The sequence below is a fragment of the Nostoc sp. genome (assembly GCF_036917435.1).
GTDB lineage: Bacteria > Cyanobacteriota > Cyanobacteriia > Cyanobacteriales > Nostocaceae > Nostoc.
On sequence record NZ_JBALDM010000045.1, the window covers coordinates 82,453 to 99,146 of the forward strand.

Consider the following 16,694-nt stretch of genomic DNA (forward strand, 5'->3'; position numbering starts at 1 on the left):
TTAAACCGAGCCGGACAAAACTTATTTATTAACTATACATTTCATGAAAAAAATGATTAATTTGTTCGTACCGAGCTTAGAAAGATATCTTAATATTCATTTAATTACGTATTGAATGAATATTTGACCTTTAACCATAAAGTATTTTGAGAACATATTTAAGCCTGATACGATTGGGTTTCATCTGATTTATTAATAATTTTAATATTTAAGGTACGATCGGATTCTGCCATAAAAATCACAGTTACTTTATAAATCAATTATGTTTCCTTCATAAATTCATTATATTTATTTAAATGGAAAAACAGTATTTATTTTGTCATCATTTATATAAATAGTTGAATCAAATCAAATTGTAAATTGTTGCTTCGCAACATACATATTGCATATATCAAAATGTAATTAATGAACATTTATTTTTGTATATATCTATACTGTTTATCTAGATTTATTTGTCTAAAGCTAAAAGTATTTGAAAAATACTATCATCATACTTGCGTTTACATGAGGCTTTATCAATGAGGGTAGGTTTAAAACCTGTAATTTATGCATCTCTCCTTTCTATGATTTGCATGAGAATAGCTGATTAGGGACTTCTAAATAAAAAATACTCAAGTACTTCTTGTGGGGCTGGCATCTTGCCCGCCCACATACAAAGGCGCTCATGTTGCCCACCCCACAAGATTGGGTAATTTATTTGTTGGAAGTCCCTTAGCGGCTGCTGTATCCAGTCAGAGATTAAATTGGAGACTCAATAAATGCGTTCTTATACGGATCGTAATAACGAGGAAATTTGAAGCATTAATAATTATTATTGGCAATGATTTGCATTTACTTTTAATTTAAAAAATGATTTTTCATTGTGTTCAAAGTTATCGATTTTTTATGAAGCAAAAGTGAGTTTTGAATACAAAATAATAAAAGATTAGGATAATATGATGATTAATGCACAAACAGATTGATAGGCAAAATTGCCGAGGACTTATTCATGGCGCAACTAACAGGTTTGACATTTGGCGGTAAAGCTTGGACACCAAAGTTCGCTCAAGAAATTGACAAGGATAAATGTATCGGCTGTGGCAGATGCGTTAAAGTCTGCGGATACAATGTGCTAGGTTTGAAGGCGCTCAACGAAGAAGGCGAATTTGTAGAAGATGAAGACGATGAAGAAATTGAACGCAAAGTAATGGCAGTTACTTCTCCAGAAAACTGTATTGGTTGTGAAGCATGTTCACGGATTTGTCCCAAAAAATGCTACACCCATGTTGAATTAAACAATTAAGGTTTTTGGAGTTAGTCAAAATTGTTGTTCATTCAAGGAGGCACTGTTTGTAATCAGCGTAAATGCGCTAGGCAAGGTAACTTGAGGGGAATATTAAATATTTACTGTAACCGACAAAAGGTTCACAGTGAACAAATCCGTAAGTCGCAAAAAGTTAGCTATTAACAAATTTAAACTTGCTGCTAATATAGCCTAATCAATATTAGGTCAACAGTGCCCCCTTAGAACAACTAGCTTTTATGAAAGCAGGGGGCTAACTTTGTGGTATGAGTTGAAATATAATTTATATTTTTTGGGGGGAAAGATATGGAAAGAATCTGGAAGTTTCCCCCTTTTTTTATGGCTGCACGTTAGAAATTTAATAAGTGAAAAGAAAATGGTAATGGGGAATGGGGAATGGGGAATGGGGAATGGGGAATAGGGAATGGGGAATGGGGAATGGGGAATGGGGAATAAATAACAATGCCCAATTACCAATTACCAATTACCAATTACCAATTACCAATTACCAATTACCAATTACCAGTACCTTTAAAGACGGTTTACAAAGCAGGTAGCATGTATGCAACAAATTCCTGTTTCACTATGGACTCTGGTTGCTGGGGTAGTAGTTACAGCAATCAGTATTTGGATCGGTCAAAACCACACTCTCATGCCGGTGCAGGCTTCACTACAAGCGCCTTTGGTAGACGGTTTTTTCAACGTCATGTTTACCATTGCGATCGCACTCTTCTTGGTGGTAGAAGGAACTATTGTACTTTTTTTGATTCAGTTTCGTCGCCGCAAGGGTGATGATACCGATGGCGTGCGAGTGGAAGGTAACGTCCCCTTAGAAATCTTCTGGACGGCAATTCCAACGGTGATTGTCCTCTGTTTGGGCATCTACAGTGTAGATGTTTTTAACCAGATGGGCGGTTTTGAACCTGCGGGTCATCCTCATTCAGCGACTCATGTTGCTAGTATGCCGGGGAGTGCAATTGCAGCTACACTCAGCGATACTTCTGAAGCAACAGTTACCCCAACAATCGCCCCAACAATTGGTATTGGCGCGTCTCCTCAAACTCTAGGGAAACCAGCCGATTTAGTTGTTGATGTCAAAGGCATACAATACGCCTGGATATTCAACTACCCTGATAGTGGCATTACCTCTGGGGAATTGCACATACCCGTCGGTGCTGATGTCCAACTCAACCTTTCAGCACAAGATGTAATTCATTCCTTTTGGGTTCCAAACTTCCGCTTGAAGCAAGATGCACTTCCCGGTATCCCTACCGAACTACGATTTGTTGCCACCAAACCAGGTACATATCCCGTAGTTTGTGCTGAATTGTGCGGTGGTTATCATGGTTCAATGCGGACAGAGGTAATTGTCCACACACTAGAAGAATATAATAGCTGGCGCACAGAAAACCAGATTGCTCAACAGCAAAACCTCAATCAAGTTGTTGCAGTTAATCCCGCCGACTTATCAACATCAGAGTTTCTCGCGCCCCACACCCATGATATGGGAATTAGTGCAGCAACTCTAGAGTCAGTAGTTATTGGTCATTAGTCATTAGTCATTGGTCATTAGTCATTGGTCATTAGTTATTGGTAACTGACAAATGACAACGGACAAATGATAAAGGACAAACGATAAAAGGCAAATGACAAATGACAAACGACAAAGGACAAAAATATGACGCAGGTAGAATTTCCACCAGAAGGAAAGAAACCGGAAATGGTGGCTGGCCACACTTTGCATCCGAAGGCGTGGAAATGGCAAGATTATTTTACATTTAATGTTGACCACAAGGTTATTGGTATTCAATACCTGGTGACGGCGTTTGTTTTCTATCTCATCGGCGGACTGATGGCGATCGCGCTGCGGGTGGAATTAGCAACACCAGAATCAGACGTACTCGACCCTAATCTGTATAACGCTTTCATGACCAATCACGGGACGATTATGATCTTCCTGTGGATTGTGCCTAGCGCTATTGGGGGATTTGGTAACTACTTGGTGCCGTTGATGGTTGGTGCTAGGGATATGGCTTTCCCGAAGCTGAACGCGATCGCCTTTTGGTTAAACCCACCAGCCGGATTACTCATATTAGGTAGTTTCATTTTTGGCGGTTCGCAATCTGGTTGGACAGCTTACCCACCCTTGAGTTTGGTGACAGCGCCAATCGCTCAAACTATGTGGATACTTGCGATCGTTTTGGTAGGAACTTCCTCGATTTTGGGTTCGCTGAACTTCGTAATCACCATTTTGATGATGAAGGTTCCTAGCATGAAATGGGATCAAGTACCCCTATTCTGCTGGGCAATTTTGGCAACCTCCATTCTAGCGTTGCTTTCCACACCAGTATTAGCAGCCGGTTTAGTTCTGCTGTTATTTGACCTCAACTTTGGTACATCCTTCTTTAAACCAGATGCGGGCGGTAACGTTGTAATTTATCAACACTTATTCTGGTTTTATTCGCATCCGGCAGTATATTTAATGATTCTGCCCATCTTCGGCATCATGTCGGAGGTAATTCCAGTTCATGCCCGCAAGCCAATCTTTGGTTATAAAGCGATCGCTTATTCGAGTGTAGCAATCTGCGTTGTGGGTTTGTTCGTTTGGGTACACCATATGTTCACCAGTGGTACACCCGGTTGGATGCGGATGTTCTTCACCATCTCCACCCTCATAGTTGCAGTTCCCACTGGCGTGAAGATTTTTGCCTGGGTTGCTACCCTTTGGGGTGGTAAAATTCGCTTCACAGGTGCGATGCTTTTCGCCATTGGTTTGTTATCCATGTTTGTCATGGGTGGCTTAAGTGGTGTGACGATGGGAACAGCCCCCTTTGATGTTCACGTCCATGACACATATTATGTTGTCGGACATTTTCATTACGTTCTGTTTGGCGGTTCCGTTTTTGGCATTTACGCCGGCATTTATCACTGGTTCCCCAAAATGACCGGAAGAATGTTGAATGAAACCTGGGGACGGATTCATTTCGCCCTTACCTTCATCGGCACAAATCTCACCTTTTTACCCATGCACGAATTGGGTTTAAAAGGAATGCCCCGACGAGTGGCAATGTATGACCCCCAATTTATCGACCTCAATCAAATTTGTACCTTCGGTTCAATTGTTTTGGGGATATCGGTAATTCCTTTCGCCATCAACATGATCTACAGTTGGTCGAAAGGGCCTTTGGCTGGTGATAATCCTTGGCAAGCTTTGACTTTAGAATGGACAACTAGCTCACCACCTGCAATTGAAAACTGGGAAGTGTTGCCGGTTGTGACTCATGGCCCTTATGACTACGGTCATGGTCATAGTACAGAAGTACAGCCATCAGCAACGTCGGAAGCTAGTGCTTAGTTAAGAAATCACTCTTGTGGGGTGGGCATCTTGCCCGCCCCAGATATTAGGACGGGTGAGACACCCATCCCACAAGAGAATCAGAACTGTGAAGAATTAAATTGCCCGACGCTTCATCTTTGAGGGTAAACAATATGACTATAGCTACAACCACGAACGAAGACCACAGTGCAGGACACGAAGAACATCCAGATTTAAGAGTTTGGGGATTGTTGACGTTTCTCGCCTCTGAATCCCTAATGTTTGGGGGATTTTTTGCCACTTACTTGTTTTTTAGAAGTATTACACCCGTTTGGCCTCCAGAAGGGAGTGAAGTAGAACTACTTGTACCGACGATTAACACCATTATTTTGGTGTCTAGTAGTTTCGTCATTCACTTTGGTGATACGGCGATTAAAAAGAATAACGTCAAGGGAATGCAACTGTGGTATGCCATTACTGCAATCATGGGTGCAATTTTCTTAGGTGGTCAAGTTTATGAGTACTCAACTTTAGGGTATGGTTTGACTACCAACGTCTTCGCCAACTGCTTTTATATCATGACAGGGTTCCACGGTTTGCACGTTTTTATAGGACTGTTATTGATATTACGTGCATTGTGGCGATCGCGTCTCCCCGGTGAATATTCTGCAAGCAATCATACTTTCATCGAAATGACAGAGATTTACTGGCACTTCGTAGACATTATTTGGATTGTTTTATTCACTTTGGTGTACGTTCTTACTTTGTTTTAAATTGGGCATAGGGGATTGGGCATTGGGCATTGGGAATTAAGTTATTCTTATTGTCTCCCTCATCCCCCTAATCGCCCTAATCGCCCTCATCCCCCTCATCCCCCCTTAAGTATGAAAGCTAATACAAATAAATTCTCATGGTTCCAGGTTCCAGATGATATCAAAAACCTATTAATTTTAGCTGCACAAAACTGGGAAAATACATCAGAATCAGAAAAATATATTCAACAAGCTTTAGACCAGACTAGTGATAATACAGATGTCTTGGTAGCAGCATATAGATTTTTCTATTATAAAAACAATTATTCTCTTGCATTACAAACAACAATCAAATTATTAGTTAAAATTAAAGAACTAGAAAAATTCCCTGATGACTGGGAGCAACTTCAGCCGATATTAGTCAATCGCAAAGAAGACCCACAAATTCGATTGTACTTAAATGCTTATGCTGCTTCTGGATTAGTACTAGCAAAGTTAGGAGAAATTGAGCAAGCCAAAGAAATCAGCACCAGAGTCAAACAGATAGATGAAAAGAATGATTTTGGTTCTGGGATTCTGCTGGATATTTTGACACGTCCACCAGAAGATGATGATTAATGAGGGAGATGAGGGAGATGAGGGAGACAATGCCCAATTCTCAATGCCCAATTCTCAATGCCCAATTCTCAATGCCCAATTCCCAATGCCCAATTCCCAATGCCCAATTCTCAATGCCCAATTCCCAATGCCCTTTTGTGTGAAAAATCATGAACAATTGGTTATCTACTAAATCATATTCTCTATTAGGATCAGCGACTGATAGTAACTCTATCTTTCCTGTAATTACCATACCTACTAAACTTCCTGTAGGTAACATTCCTAATGTGTCACCGATCATTGTGATCAAATCTTCTCCGCTATCAATTTAAAAGCTATGAAAGGTAGGGATTGGCTGCTAACAGGGGACGGTCAACATCAAGCCTGTAAATCTGTAAGAGCCTGGGATTTATTGAGAGAAAATTACCGCCTTTATCGGTTTTTAACTGAGGTGGAAGACGTTCTCAATGGCAGTGACAATGAAATCAATTGTCTGCCAGAAATTCGGATGCTTGTAAGGCGCTTGATGGTAAATTCCTACTGGGTGCAAAGTCAACATTTAGAAGCTTCACCCAAAACGGGAAGCTCTGTTTTACTCCTATATGATGAATTGGGTTTTCCGTTGACTGTGCAAACAGTAACATTTGCACCAGGAACCCGTTCAAACATTCATAATCATGGGACATGGGGAATCGTGGCGGTGCTAAAAGGCCAGGAAAAAAATACTTTTTGGCGACGCACCAATAGCCCAGAATTTCAGGACAAAATCGAAGCAACGGGAGAGATAACTCTCTTCCCAGGAGACATTATTAGCTTTACTCCCGATGCAATTCACAGTGTAGAGGCAGTGGGTGATGAACCAACTGTGACTTTTAATATTTATGGCGAAACTGATCCAAATGAGAGATTTGAGTTTGACTCAGTTAGCCATAAAGCGAGGAATTTTTAATTTCATCAGTTCGTAGTTGGCGCTTTAGCGCTAAAGAGTAATTAGGAGATAATGGAATGGCAAGAGTAATTTTCTATAGCAAACCAGGCTGTAAAGGTGGTGTTAAGCAAAAAGTTTTGCTAACAGTTGCCGGTCATGAGGTGATACCACAAAATATGCTCACAGAACCTTGGACAGTTGAACGGTTGCGTTCATTTTTTGGCGATCGCCCCGTAACCGAATGGTTTAATCTTTCCGCCCCCAAGGTAAAATCTGGTGAGGTGGTTCCCGAAAAGGTGGATGAACAAACCGCCTTGGCGTTAATGTTGAAAGAACCACTGTTAATTCGCCGTCCTTTATTAGAAGTAGGCGATCGCCGCGAAGTAGGATTTGATGTCCAAAAGATTGATGCTTGGATTGGCTTACAAGCTGTAGATGAATCCTTGCAAGGAATCAGCGACAATCTCATGAAGGAGAATTTGCAAGGCTGTTCCCACGGTAAAGATCATAGCCATCAACACCATAAGGAAGGTGGCTGTAAGCATTAGACATCTGGTGAAAAAGAATGTAGAGAGACGTAGCAGTGCTACGTCTCTCTACAAAGGTTCCGCATAACTACTTAGAATGATATAAATTTGCTTGAGGAACAAAAGAGAAACGTGTCAGCACGTTGTTGATAAATGTAAATCTAGTGGAAGCATCTGTATTAAGCGTAGCGTACACAAAGTCTACAACCTTTTGCTGCTTAAACACTGAAGGTTGTACAAAAGTAGGCTGACCATAGAGCGATATCGCCTGCTGTGGGTTCATCCCAATTCGGATACGTTGGTAAGCAGTCCCACTTTTTGGCATTACTGGTTCTGCTGGTAAGATAACTTGCAGAATTTTGTCTGGAGTTTCCAATCCTACATTCATACCTTCCACTCGACCATCTGTGAGAATTATATTTACTGGTAGCTGCCCATCTTTTATATATGCGAGTCGCTCAAGTTTGTAATTAGAAATATCATTGCGTTGCTGAGAGAAAGGCTCCCCCATTAATTTCAGCACCTCTTGACGGCTCATCCCAATTTTAACGCCCTGAGCAAAAGGAGGAATATTATTACTAGTTATGGTTTTGACTTCGCAAGCAATCCCCGACAGATAACCATCAATCATTGAGATTTTAGTGATAACTGGCTCTTGGCGATAATTCAGAATTTCAAGTTGCATATCTGAATTGGAAAACACCTTGATATCAGTTGGTTTTCCCATCACCTTTTCCACTTCAGCTTTAGTCATACCTTCGTATAACAGACTAGATTTAAGCGGTTGACGCTCAATTTTAATATCACTAAGGATTTTCGGCAAAAAGGACGGTTTGCGATCGCCTTGGGACTCAGTGTGAACTTGATTCTGTCTGGGGATGGCAGTTTGAGCCATTAGGTGTGTGCCGGTAGTTGTGAGACTGAAGGCCACAATGCACCAATGAAGGCACAGTTTTACTGGGATGATCTCTTGTAATTGCATGATAGTAATTAATTAACCACAGATAGACATTGATAAAGCTGTAGTTTATCGGGATAAACACCGCTATATTGGTAATTAATAAAGGGCGCTGACTCAAAGTCCAATCACCCCAAATAAATCAAATCCAAATAAATAAATCAAGCAACCTTAAGCTGTTGTGCATCTAAGTTATATACACAACAGCTGATTTTGTAGAACTTCTAAACCAATGCTTTGGAAGGTTTATTTGCTTGAGGGAGCAGAATCTACCTGATTTAACGGAGCGATTGGGGCAGAGTTATTTACATTACCTGTACCTGGAGCTGGTTTTGGATCAGAGAAAGTAGCTGGAGCGTTCCTGTCTGTTGGATTAGGATTGACAGTTGTTGGTGTAACGGGGCCAAGTATTGTTGTACTAGCTGCTGGGATATTGATCAGTGGATCGGGTGGATTTTTCACGACAGGAGCAGTTGTAAACTGACCGTTCGGCCTTATGGGCACCAAGATGATCCTCAGCTTACCAGGATTACTTGGGTCTGAACTCAGTTGTGGCCCTACAGTAATGGTGGCTTTCTTCTGGGCGAGGGTAGTAGTCGGCGTACCAAAAGAATTAAACGACGGTGGACGACTATACACAGAAGCAGCAGTATTGCCACCAAGTGGGGAAGCATCGTCTCTATAACCTCTCACTACTGCACTACCAATGGTATACCCCAAGGCTTCACCAGCTACTGAGTCAGAGTAGTAATGTACACCTCCTTGTCTGCGAGCAAGGGAAGATTCTCTACCCAAAGCAACAAAGTTCTCCACTGGTTCTTCAGGAAAACATGCGGGGCCTACAGCCATAAATACACCAGCCGAGGTGGAGTGACCAGAGGGATAAGACGGGTGGTAAGGTGTAGGTAGCTTGGGATTATCAGCTCGAAAAGCATAACCAGTCACTTGATCGGGGCGGGGACGCAGGTACATAAATTTGTTGTACCACGCAGATAGAAGGCCAGCATAGATACCTTCGTTCAGCATGGCGCTACAACGCGCTGCCAAGGGTGGACTGTATTTATAACGTTGAACTAAATGGTCAAAATAGTAGTTGTAATTTGAAGCAGGTGGGTCAAAGTTCCAACGAGTGATAGTGTTGATCACATCGGGATTGTTACGAGTAGCTGCCAATTGGTTCAATTCCCTTAGTTCATCTGCGGTTTGGGCAGATGTATTAGAGGGCGGTGGGGGAAGGATGAACTGGTCAAATTTTCTCACCGGATTCTGGGGAATCACCCAGTTGGGAGCAGTAGGAGTAACAATCTGCGAATCGTCTAAGATTGTTGGAAACTGCGGATTCGTAAAAGTATCTTTAGGGTTAAAGCGTACACTATCAGGCTGATTGGGAACCTGAGCATAAGCTGGGATGGCCGCCAAAAAAAGCACAGATGCAGCAGATATGCTCTTAATAAAAAACAAATTTTTCATTATTGCCAGTGGGTAGTAAATACCAAAGGTGTCGGACAAAAGACTGGAGATTGAAGAAGAATTCAGAAGGGGAACTGGAGACATTTCCGTGAGATGCGGTCAGAATTAATTCTCAATTCTGACGACTGACTCCTGAATTCTGTTTCGATAATCTAAATAATCGCCGTTATCAAAAATTATTTGTAAAGTAGGGATTAAGGCTGTGTAGGTTAGAGAGCCAGTGCAGTAGATAAGTTTCCACAAGAAACTAACCCCGATTATCACAAGGTAAGATATAATATCTATTTAACTTTGCTGGATAGGCTAACCTGAACATAACCGACAATATATGTCAGTTAGGCTTTTAAAACTTACTTTATAAATGATCTATCAGGAACATAAAATGTTGTTTGTAACAGCATATTTGTTTCCAGTCCTTTTGAAAATCTATCTTAAGATAGAGAAAGATATAATTTTTGTGTGATAATCCTGGGGTTAAACTAGCGATCGCACAAAAACAGCGTTAAGGTGTACGGCTAACTGAACTACAGAGTTAAATAGTAGAAAGTATATATAAATACTGTTTAGAAACCAGAAGACTCGTGACTTTTGGCTCCTAACTTTTATCGCTCTGCTTAACGCACGCCAGAAGTTTCTAAAGACAAATCCTGAAACATGGGTGTGCTGAGATAACGTTCGCCAAAGGAAGGCTGAATCATCACAATTAAACGTCCGGCATTTTCTGGACGTTTACCTACTTGGATTGCAGCACACAAAGCTGCACCAGAGGATATCCCAGATAATAAGCCTTCTTCTTTTGCCAAACGTCGCCCATAAGCGATCGCTTGTTCATCGCTGACTCTAATTACTTCATCAACTAATTCTAGACGCAGAACGTCGGGGATAAAGCCTGCGCCAATGCCTTGAATCTTATGTGGCCCGGCTTCACCACCGGAGAGAACAGGGCTGTTACTGGGTTCAACTGCGATCGCTTTAAAAGTCTTCTTACGCTGTTTAAGTACCTCTGCAATCCCAGTAATCGTCCCACCAGTCCCTACCCCAGCAATGACGATATCCACTTCTCCGTCTGTATCCGTCCAAATTTCTTCGGCGGTGGTTTCCTTGTGAACTTTAGGATTAGCAGGGTTGCGGAACTGTTGCAGCATAAAAGCATTGGGAGTATTAGCCACAATCTCTTCAGCTTTGCGAATCGCTCCCCGCATTCCTTCCGCGCCTGGTGTCAACTCCAAAGCTGCACCATAAGCTCTCAGCATAGCCCGTCTTTCTTGACTCATCGTCTCAGGCATGGTCAAAATCAAACGGTAGCCACGCGCTGCTGCTACCATCGCTAGAGCAATTCCTGTATTACCGGAGGTTGGCTCAACTAAAATAGTTTTTCCAGGGGAAATTGAGCCAGCCGCTTCTGCTGAAAGTACCATACTCAACCCAATGCGGTCTTTCACCGAAGCTGCTGGGTTCATCCCTTCTAATTTGACAACTATCCTTGCTACTACTCCCTCAGCTTGAGGAATCTTGTTTAGTTGAACTAAAGGAGTTCGTCCGATTAGTTCTGTGATATCTTGAGCAATCCGCATTATTTAACTCCTAAAATCCTAAATCTTAGTAAAGAGTATTTACTTATAACAATAAGCTTTTGTGTATTTAATTTGCAGTTTAGTGACAATGAGTGCATATACTATCTATTTTAACTAAACCACAAAATATGAAAGTTTAGGAAGAACTTTTATCAGATGCTCTCATTGATTCTCACTTTAGAAGATGTCTAGCTTGCCATCTTTGTATTTTACCATTTGGAATTGCTGACTATTGTCTCTTAGGAACGTGGATTAAATAAAATGTAAAACTTCATGTTGTCTCTAGCTTCCCTCTCCTTTATAAGGAGAGGGATTGAGGGTGAGGTAAGGCCCGGACATAAACTGTATGTTATTTAATTCTTATTCATTAGGCTAAGATAAATTTCTATAATTCTGTATATATGAATAATTTTTATCATAATCTTCTGTTTGTTATGGAAATAGGACTTACTTTCAAAATATTTAATTGATTTTCTTAATTTATTAGTTTATCTTTATCAAAAGACATTAATATTTTCTTTTGAGTGCAGATTTTATCTACTAAAACTTACATCAAAAACCGTTCTAAAGCATTGCCTACATTGCTTTTAGGTTGAGTACAAAAACACCAGAACCCCACATCAAAAACACTAGAACCCCCTCTCAAAAACACTAGCACCCATACCCCAATAAATTTTTATAAGACTTATCAGGCAATGATTACAGACGTTGAGTACTATTCTAATGAATTTAATAATCTTAACAGGGCTGGGGTAAACTGTTTTGTGGAAGGCGGCTGATATAAATCGTATAGGATTTACGCAGAGATTCCCCTCTACCCCCCAACATTCCTGAGCGAAAGCTGAGTGAACTAGGGGGGACTTCTTAATCTCCCTTTTGAGAGCAAGATGAAACTAGATTCCAGAATCTAAGTGCGTTCTTTCTGATTGAATAATCCTACGTTTTGCGAAAAGGTTGGTAAATTTTCAGTGGTCAGTAGTCAGTGGTAATTACAAAAAGAACTGACAACTAAACTATTGTGAAAATTACCGTTTACACATATTTTAATATCAAAACTGTTTGATATAGACAGCAAAAGATATTTTCTTACTGGGTGCATACTACCTAGCAAGGGAGAGCCAAGATGAAAGCAAAACTTTTAAATGTTCTTACAGTTTTCGTAGTTACTTTAGCAGTGCTTTCTCCAGAGCTAGTAGTATTTGGCATAGTTTGGGAGCGACATCTAGATTTAGTAAAATCCCAGAACTTAGCCTACGAAGTTAACAAGACTACTAAAGATGCTCCTAACTTGGCTCCCCAGACAGAGGTTACACATTCCCCTCAGACTAGCATCCAATCCTCTGACCGTAATGTGATTCATCAAATGCTGACTGTTGCTGAACAATATAAATTTGCCGCTATCTTGCAATGGTTCTTCTTGTTAACCCCTATTTGCGTTGGGTTAGGAATTCTCTTTTATGACAGATATCTTGTGCATCGTGCGGCTGTTTTAAAAGAACAAGTTGAAATGTTAGAGAGACTGTGGCATCAAAGTATCGAACAGTAATCAATTCACAATTTACTCACTACAATCAACAAAAATACCATGTCAGAACAACGCCAGCAATTGTATTTCAACCTGATTGATGAATTACTCAAATGCCCTAATGGTCAAGAACCAGAAATTTTGGAATCTAAGCCAGAATTGATTGATTCTGGTTTCGTAGAAACAATGTTACAAGTAGCGACTATGTTTGCCCATGAAGGCAATCAAGATGGTGCAAAATTTTTATTTTTTGTAGCGCGTGAGCTAGCTAAAGAATTAGGTTTATACCCGGAAGTTCCCAATACTGAAGTTGCAAATCCTGAAGTCGCAAATAAGGAGTAAAAATGCTTTTGACTTCAACGGATGCGGGACAAATAGCTTTAGAGCTACTCATGGTAGATTGGAATATTTCAGAAGAGAATCGGGAGTGGTTCACAATCTTTAACTCTCGTCTGATTGGCGAGAGTTGGTACACTGTGGAATTAGGTGTAGAAGGATTTCCCGATAGATGGTTTATTCAAGTATATGACACTGGAGCGTGCGATCCAAACTATACATTTATATCGCCAATTCGTGGTTCTGAAGGATTTACAGATTTTGGAAATGTACCCGATATCATAGCAGAGGTATTAGTTTGTGAACGCAATGCGCGATAATAATTAAAAATTCAATATTTAGAATTCAACATTGAAATGTGCTGATTAAATACATTTTATTTGAATTCATGATTTTTGATATCAGAGTATTTGGGAATATGTCACCTTTGCAATGGGTATTAAAACCAATACTTTGATATTTGATTCAATATAAAAATGCTTTACGCAAATCGGAGGTGATACCAAATAAGGTACACCTCTTTTTTCTGTAATATTTAATATTTTATTTAACCATTGTAAGGTATTTTTGTCATCTTTAATTGATAAAATTATGTTATATTAAATAGCGTGATAGACGCTACAGAAATATCAGTTCCAATGATTGCTGAAGATATCTTAGCCAAAGAATTCACAAGAGTCCTCAACCACTACTATCCAAAAGTTGGGGAATTATTAGATGGGTGTCATGTGAAAGTCATCACCTGTTTTTGGGGACGACCTGCTAGACGCTTGCAGTATATAGGAATTTATTGCTCTGCCGAAATGATTTCCTATGTGCAAGCCCACAAAGAAATTCTCAGAGAAGTAGCAGGCAACATGGGTCTAGTGCAGGTAGTCTGCATTAATGCCAAGCGATTATTGCGCGATCCGATGTCAACGGTCAAACACAATAATCCACGCCTATGGTTAGAGTTGCAGTGGGTTGCAAACTAGTCATTTATCGCATTATTTGAGAGGGGAAAGTTGAGGACTAAAGTCTTCAAATATTTAAGCACTAAAGTGCTTACTACGAACCTATCGACCACTAGAATAGCCAGCACAAAGTATCAACGCAAGTAATGAAAACTGGAATTTTCTGCAATTACGATAATTATCACCAAGATGCTCGTCGTGCCATGTTTGAGCAAGTCGCGCTGGTAAAACAGGCGGAAAGTTTAGGTTTTGAGTCAGCCTGGGTGAGTGAACATCATTTTAGTGAATCCAATCTCAGCCCGTCTATGTTGCTGTTAATGGCACACTTGGCGGGATTGACTTCAACTATCCAATTGGGCACTGCGGCGGTGTTACTGCCATTCCATAACCCGATTCGGGTGGCGGAAGATATCGCCACTCTGGATAACTTGTGCAATGGACGATTATTATTTGGAGTTGCTAAAGGCGGCCCCTTTCCTCAACAAAATAAGCATTTTGCGACACTCCCCAGTGAAGCCCGTCCTAAGATGCTTGAGGCGATCGCACTAATTCAAAAGCTGTTATATGAAACTGATGTATCATTTAATGGCAAGTATTATCAGTGCGATCGCCTGACAATTTACCCGAAACCATTGCAGAGTCAAATACCGGTGTATGTTGCCACTGGCGGCGATGACGGTATCGAAATTGCCGCTAAACACTCCTTCAGCTTGATGGGTGGGCCGCCATTCTCCCTACACAGATTGAAGGATACTGTTGCTAAATATCGAGCCTTAAATTCTAGTGGTGCAGAAAACTTCGTGCTGGCACGCTTTTTTTATGTTGGCAAAACATTTGATGAAGCAGTGAGTGAGGCATTGCCTTTCATCCGCCAATTTAGTCAGAAAATGAAGGCTAATACGGCTCAAGTATTGCAGAATAGTGCGAATCCTAACCAAAAACCATTCGATCGCACCAACATTTGTTTCGACGAAGATTATTTGATTGAAAACTCAATTATCGGTGATGTGGAGACTTGTCGAGACAAAATCAAGAAATTTCAAGACGAATTAAATTTAGCTACCCTAGCCCTCAAACCCTCGTCTGCGGATTTGCAAAAAAACCTGGAGAGTTTGACGCGCTACAACCAAGAGGTGCGAAATTATGTCTTCTAAACTTTACTTGCTTCCTCCCGATGATTTACCTCCAACTGAGGTAACTAAACAGGATGGAATGCTGCAAATGGAGCTAGAACAGTCTACTGGCAGATGCTTTTTTCTAGCTTGCGATCGCATTACGCGAGTTTTGTTGTCTAATTGTCAGTGGTATCTCACAACAAATGCTAGCATCCTAACATTAATTATTGATTGCCCTGACTTAGTATCTTACTGGCATATAGTCAGCAATATTGCCCAATTGGGTAATAGGTTAGAGCGGTTTGCTAGCAATGGCAAAATTCGCGTTTATCCGCCATTTGGGAAAGGGATGCCGTTTGAAATCAGCGTAAATGAAATATCTGCTTATCGAGATTGGCTTTGAGGTAAATAGAAACTGGGAATCACACAAAATATAGCTTACTCATCCTTATTACACCCTGTACTTCTAAAGTGCAGGGTGTTGCAATTTTATCAGAGTTACAATATTGTCTGTGTTTTCTTGTTATCTTAGATAACTCAAAGTGTATGCACTGGCAACCTATAGATAATTTAGGGATTTCCAAGAAATAAATTATCCAAATAAACGAACCACAGAAACGCAGAGAAGCCAGTGCGTTGCGGGGGTTCTCCCCGTTGTAGCACCTGGCGCAACACAGAGTCAGAATGAATTAGAGAGGATTTTGGTGTCATTCAGAAGTAGGTTAGAAGATTACCGTTAAATTACTTTAACGCTTACAAAAATCACTCAGACTCTTCACCTAGATAAGATTGACGACTGTGGCGAACATGAAGAATTGCTACAACATCTTCTTCAACGACAAACAAAACTCGATATTTTATTCGTTTTCCAACCCAAAGTTGCCGAATTTTGCGACCAATCACTGGTGCTTCTGGTGCTATGCTACAGCGATGAGGAAATTTTTGAAGCGAAGCGATAGCGTCTTGAAGTTGGTAATACCAGTTGTTGGCTACTTCAGCACTCAGATTGTCGCAAATCCAACGATAGGATGTTTCGATTTCTTGAAAGGCAGTAGGAAGAAGAACAACCTGGTAACTCATGGGCGAGGGGGAATGCCAAGTTTGTGTTGTAGGGTTATCAATGCTTGCTCCGCAGGAATTCCTTCACCCTGTTCAAACTCATCTAGTCCTTGACGAATACCTACTATTGTTTCTAAGTAATCAATACGTTCCAAAAGTTCTCTGTATGTGGCTAGTGGCTGTTTTGGGGCTGTTTTGAGTGATTTCAAAAAGCCAAGTAAATCCTCTAGCAGTTCGTTTGGAATGTTGTCAATTTCTTGTAATAGCAATTCTTTGATCGTCATTACAGCTAATAGATAAGA

General features: G+C 40.7%; 20 protein-coding genes. 15 read left to right on the forward strand and 5 right to left on the reverse strand.

Translation table 11 applies throughout. The features are described 5' to 3' along the window. Nucleotides 1–988: 988 nt before the first annotated feature. The 9 genes from fdxB to V7K98_RS22045 all read left to right on the forward strand — a co-directional run bounded on the left by fdxB (nucleotide 989) and on the right by V7K98_RS22045 (nucleotide 7,423). Nucleotides 989–1,282, forward strand: a complete 294-nt coding sequence (gene fdxB / locus V7K98_RS22005) for a ferredoxin III, nif-specific (protein ID WP_335025664.1) — start codon at nucleotides 989–991, stop codon at nucleotides 1,280–1,282. A gap of 389 nt (nucleotides 1,283–1,671) precedes the next feature. After that, a complete protein-coding gene (locus V7K98_RS22010) occupies nucleotides 1,672–1,839 on the forward strand; it encodes an alpha/beta hydrolase (RefSeq protein WP_335025666.1) in 168 nt (55 codons plus the stop codon). Between the two features lie 5 nt (nucleotides 1,840–1,844). Continuing rightward, nucleotides 1,845–2,834 carry a cytochrome c oxidase subunit II gene (locus V7K98_RS22015; protein ID WP_335025668.1) on the forward strand — a complete coding sequence of 330 codons (990 nt, stop codon included), beginning with the start codon at nucleotides 1,845–1,847 and terminating at the stop codon, nucleotides 2,832–2,834. 126 nt (nucleotides 2,835–2,960) lie between these two features. Further along, nucleotides 2,961–4,637, forward strand: a complete 1,677-nt coding sequence (gene ctaD, locus V7K98_RS22020; RefSeq protein ID WP_335025670.1) for a cytochrome c oxidase subunit I — start codon at nucleotides 2,961–2,963, stop codon at nucleotides 4,635–4,637. A gap of 134 nt (nucleotides 4,638–4,771) precedes the next feature. Continuing rightward, complete coding sequence (locus V7K98_RS22025; RefSeq protein ID WP_335025672.1) at nucleotides 4,772–5,371, forward strand: cytochrome c oxidase subunit 3; 600 nt, start codon at nucleotides 4,772–4,774, stop codon at nucleotides 5,369–5,371. 111 nt (nucleotides 5,372–5,482) lie between these two features. Continuing rightward, nucleotides 5,483–5,968 (forward strand): hypothetical protein, encoded by a 486-nt coding sequence (locus V7K98_RS22030; RefSeq protein ID WP_335025674.1) that lies wholly within the window; start codon nucleotides 5,483–5,485, stop codon nucleotides 5,966–5,968. After that, on the forward strand, nucleotides 5,958–6,140 hold the full coding sequence (locus tag V7K98_RS22035) for a histidine kinase (protein ID WP_335025676.1): 183 nt from the start codon (nucleotides 5,958–5,960) through the stop codon (nucleotides 6,138–6,140). Before V7K98_RS22030 ends, V7K98_RS22035 begins: the two co-directional genes overlap by 11 nt. A gap of 144 nt (nucleotides 6,141–6,284) precedes the next feature. Next, a complete protein-coding gene (locus V7K98_RS22040; protein WP_335025678.1) occupies nucleotides 6,285–6,896 on the forward strand; it encodes a cupin in 612 nt (203 codons plus the stop codon). 56 nt (nucleotides 6,897–6,952) lie between these two features. After that, nucleotides 6,953–7,423 carry an ArsC/Spx/MgsR family protein gene (locus V7K98_RS22045; protein WP_335025680.1) on the forward strand — a complete coding sequence of 157 codons (471 nt, stop codon included), beginning with the start codon at nucleotides 6,953–6,955 and terminating at the stop codon, nucleotides 7,421–7,423. 67 nt (nucleotides 7,424–7,490) lie between these two features. On the opposite strand, the gene V7K98_RS22050 is transcribed toward V7K98_RS22045, so the two are convergent. From V7K98_RS22050 to cysK, 3 genes are all read right to left on the reverse strand, one after another. Then, nucleotides 7,491–8,384: a hypothetical protein gene (locus V7K98_RS22050; protein ID WP_335025682.1), complete on the reverse strand. Its 894-nt coding sequence runs from the start codon at nucleotides 8,382–8,384 to the stop codon at nucleotides 7,491–7,493. 222 nt (nucleotides 8,385–8,606) lie between these two features. Further along, entirely contained in the window at nucleotides 8,607–9,830 is a 1,224-nt protein-coding gene (locus V7K98_RS22055; protein ID WP_335025684.1) for a vanadium-dependent haloperoxidase, read from the reverse strand. A 614-nt stretch (nucleotides 9,831–10,444) separates the two neighbouring features. After that, on the reverse strand, nucleotides 10,445–11,404 hold the full coding sequence (cysK, locus tag V7K98_RS22060; RefSeq protein ID WP_335025686.1) for a cysteine synthase A: 960 nt from the start codon (nucleotides 11,402–11,404) through the stop codon (nucleotides 10,445–10,447). 1,123 nt (nucleotides 11,405–12,527) lie between these two features. Between cysK and V7K98_RS22065 the strand changes: the two genes are divergently transcribed. The 6 genes from V7K98_RS22065 to V7K98_RS22090 all read left to right on the forward strand — a co-directional run bounded on the left by V7K98_RS22065 (nucleotide 12,528) and on the right by V7K98_RS22090 (nucleotide 15,736). Next, nucleotides 12,528–12,950, forward strand: a complete 423-nt coding sequence (locus V7K98_RS22065; RefSeq protein WP_335025688.1) for a hypothetical protein — start codon at nucleotides 12,528–12,530, stop codon at nucleotides 12,948–12,950. A 39-nt stretch (nucleotides 12,951–12,989) separates the two neighbouring features. Next, nucleotides 12,990–13,271 carry a hypothetical protein gene (locus tag V7K98_RS22070; protein ID WP_335025690.1) on the forward strand — a complete coding sequence of 94 codons (282 nt, stop codon included), beginning with the start codon at nucleotides 12,990–12,992 and terminating at the stop codon, nucleotides 13,269–13,271. A gap of 2 nt (nucleotides 13,272–13,273) precedes the next feature. After that, complete coding sequence (locus tag V7K98_RS22075) at nucleotides 13,274–13,585, forward strand: hypothetical protein (RefSeq protein ID WP_335025692.1); 312 nt, start codon at nucleotides 13,274–13,276, stop codon at nucleotides 13,583–13,585. Between the two features lie 318 nt (nucleotides 13,586–13,903). Continuing rightward, nucleotides 13,904–14,239, forward strand: a complete 336-nt coding sequence (locus tag V7K98_RS22080) for a hypothetical protein (protein WP_335026063.1) — start codon at nucleotides 13,904–13,906, stop codon at nucleotides 14,237–14,239. Nucleotides 14,240–14,364: 125 nt separating this feature from the next. Continuing rightward, nucleotides 14,365–15,372 (forward strand): LLM class flavin-dependent oxidoreductase, encoded by a 1,008-nt coding sequence (locus V7K98_RS22085; RefSeq protein WP_335025694.1) that lies wholly within the window; start codon nucleotides 14,365–14,367, stop codon nucleotides 15,370–15,372. After that, the gene (locus tag V7K98_RS22090) at nucleotides 15,362–15,736 is read left to right on the forward strand and encodes a hypothetical protein (RefSeq protein ID WP_335025697.1); all 375 of its coding nucleotides are present in this window, start codon (nucleotides 15,362–15,364) and stop codon (nucleotides 15,734–15,736) included. Before V7K98_RS22085 ends, V7K98_RS22090 begins: the two co-directional genes overlap by 11 nt. 359 nt (nucleotides 15,737–16,095) lie before the next feature. On the opposite strand, the gene V7K98_RS22095 is transcribed toward V7K98_RS22090, so the two are convergent. Together V7K98_RS22095 and V7K98_RS22100 are read right to left on the reverse strand one after the other, a co-directional pair. Continuing rightward, nucleotides 16,096–16,413 (reverse strand): type II toxin-antitoxin system RelE/ParE family toxin, encoded by a 318-nt coding sequence (locus V7K98_RS22095; RefSeq protein ID WP_335025699.1) that lies wholly within the window; start codon nucleotides 16,411–16,413, stop codon nucleotides 16,096–16,098. Then, a complete protein-coding gene (locus V7K98_RS22100) occupies nucleotides 16,410–16,676 on the reverse strand; it encodes a prevent-host-death family protein (RefSeq protein WP_335025701.1) in 267 nt (88 codons plus the stop codon). The genes V7K98_RS22095 and V7K98_RS22100 overlap by 4 nt, the downstream gene beginning before the upstream one ends. Between the last annotated feature and the right edge of the window lie 18 nt (nucleotides 16,677–16,694).

What these genes read in the sequence shown, in the direction of transcription:
- fdxB (WP_335025664.1), top strand. Translation starts at nt 989, where the DNA reads ATGGCGCAACTAACAGGTTTGACATTTGGCGGTAAAGCTTGGACACCA.
- V7K98_RS22010 (WP_335025666.1), top strand. Translation starts at nt 1,672, where the DNA reads ATGGGGAATGGGGAATGGGGAATGGGGAATAGGGAATGGGGAATGGGG.
- V7K98_RS22015 (WP_335025668.1), top strand. Translation starts at nt 1,845, where the DNA reads ATGCAACAAATTCCTGTTTCACTATGGACTCTGGTTGCTGGGGTAGTA.
- ctaD (WP_335025670.1), top strand. Translation starts at nt 2,961, where the DNA reads ATGACGCAGGTAGAATTTCCACCAGAAGGAAAGAAACCGGAAATGGTG.
- V7K98_RS22025 (WP_335025672.1), top strand. Translation starts at nt 4,772, where the DNA reads ATGACTATAGCTACAACCACGAACGAAGACCACAGTGCAGGACACGAA.
- V7K98_RS22030 (WP_335025674.1), top strand. Translation starts at nt 5,483, where the DNA reads ATGAAAGCTAATACAAATAAATTCTCATGGTTCCAGGTTCCAGATGAT.
- V7K98_RS22035 (WP_335025676.1), top strand. Translation starts at nt 5,958, where the DNA reads ATGATGATTAATGAGGGAGATGAGGGAGATGAGGGAGACAATGCCCAA.
- V7K98_RS22040 (WP_335025678.1), top strand. Translation starts at nt 6,285, where the DNA reads ATGAAAGGTAGGGATTGGCTGCTAACAGGGGACGGTCAACATCAAGCC.
- V7K98_RS22045 (WP_335025680.1), top strand. Translation starts at nt 6,953, where the DNA reads ATGGCAAGAGTAATTTTCTATAGCAAACCAGGCTGTAAAGGTGGTGTT.
- V7K98_RS22050 (WP_335025682.1), bottom strand. Translation starts at nt 8,384, where the DNA reads ATGCAATTACAAGAGATCATCCCAGTAAAACTGTGCCTTCATTGGTGC.
- V7K98_RS22055 (WP_335025684.1), bottom strand. Translation starts at nt 9,830, where the DNA reads ATGAAAAATTTGTTTTTTATTAAGAGCATATCTGCTGCATCTGTGCTT.
- cysK (WP_335025686.1), bottom strand. Translation starts at nt 11,404, where the DNA reads ATGCGGATTGCTCAAGATATCACAGAACTAATCGGACGAACTCCTTTA.
- V7K98_RS22065 (WP_335025688.1), top strand. Translation starts at nt 12,528, where the DNA reads ATGAAAGCAAAACTTTTAAATGTTCTTACAGTTTTCGTAGTTACTTTA.
- V7K98_RS22070 (WP_335025690.1), top strand. Translation starts at nt 12,990, where the DNA reads ATGTCAGAACAACGCCAGCAATTGTATTTCAACCTGATTGATGAATTA.
- V7K98_RS22075 (WP_335025692.1), top strand. Translation starts at nt 13,274, where the DNA reads ATGCTTTTGACTTCAACGGATGCGGGACAAATAGCTTTAGAGCTACTC.
- V7K98_RS22080 (WP_335026063.1), top strand. Translation starts at nt 13,904, where the DNA reads ATGATTGCTGAAGATATCTTAGCCAAAGAATTCACAAGAGTCCTCAAC.
- V7K98_RS22085 (WP_335025694.1), top strand. Translation starts at nt 14,365, where the DNA reads ATGAAAACTGGAATTTTCTGCAATTACGATAATTATCACCAAGATGCT.
- V7K98_RS22090 (WP_335025697.1), top strand. Translation starts at nt 15,362, where the DNA reads ATGTCTTCTAAACTTTACTTGCTTCCTCCCGATGATTTACCTCCAACT.
- V7K98_RS22095 (WP_335025699.1), bottom strand. Translation starts at nt 16,413, where the DNA reads ATGAGTTACCAGGTTGTTCTTCTTCCTACTGCCTTTCAAGAAATCGAA.
- V7K98_RS22100 (WP_335025701.1), bottom strand. Translation starts at nt 16,676, where the DNA reads ATGACGATCAAAGAATTGCTATTACAAGAAATTGACAACATTCCAAAC.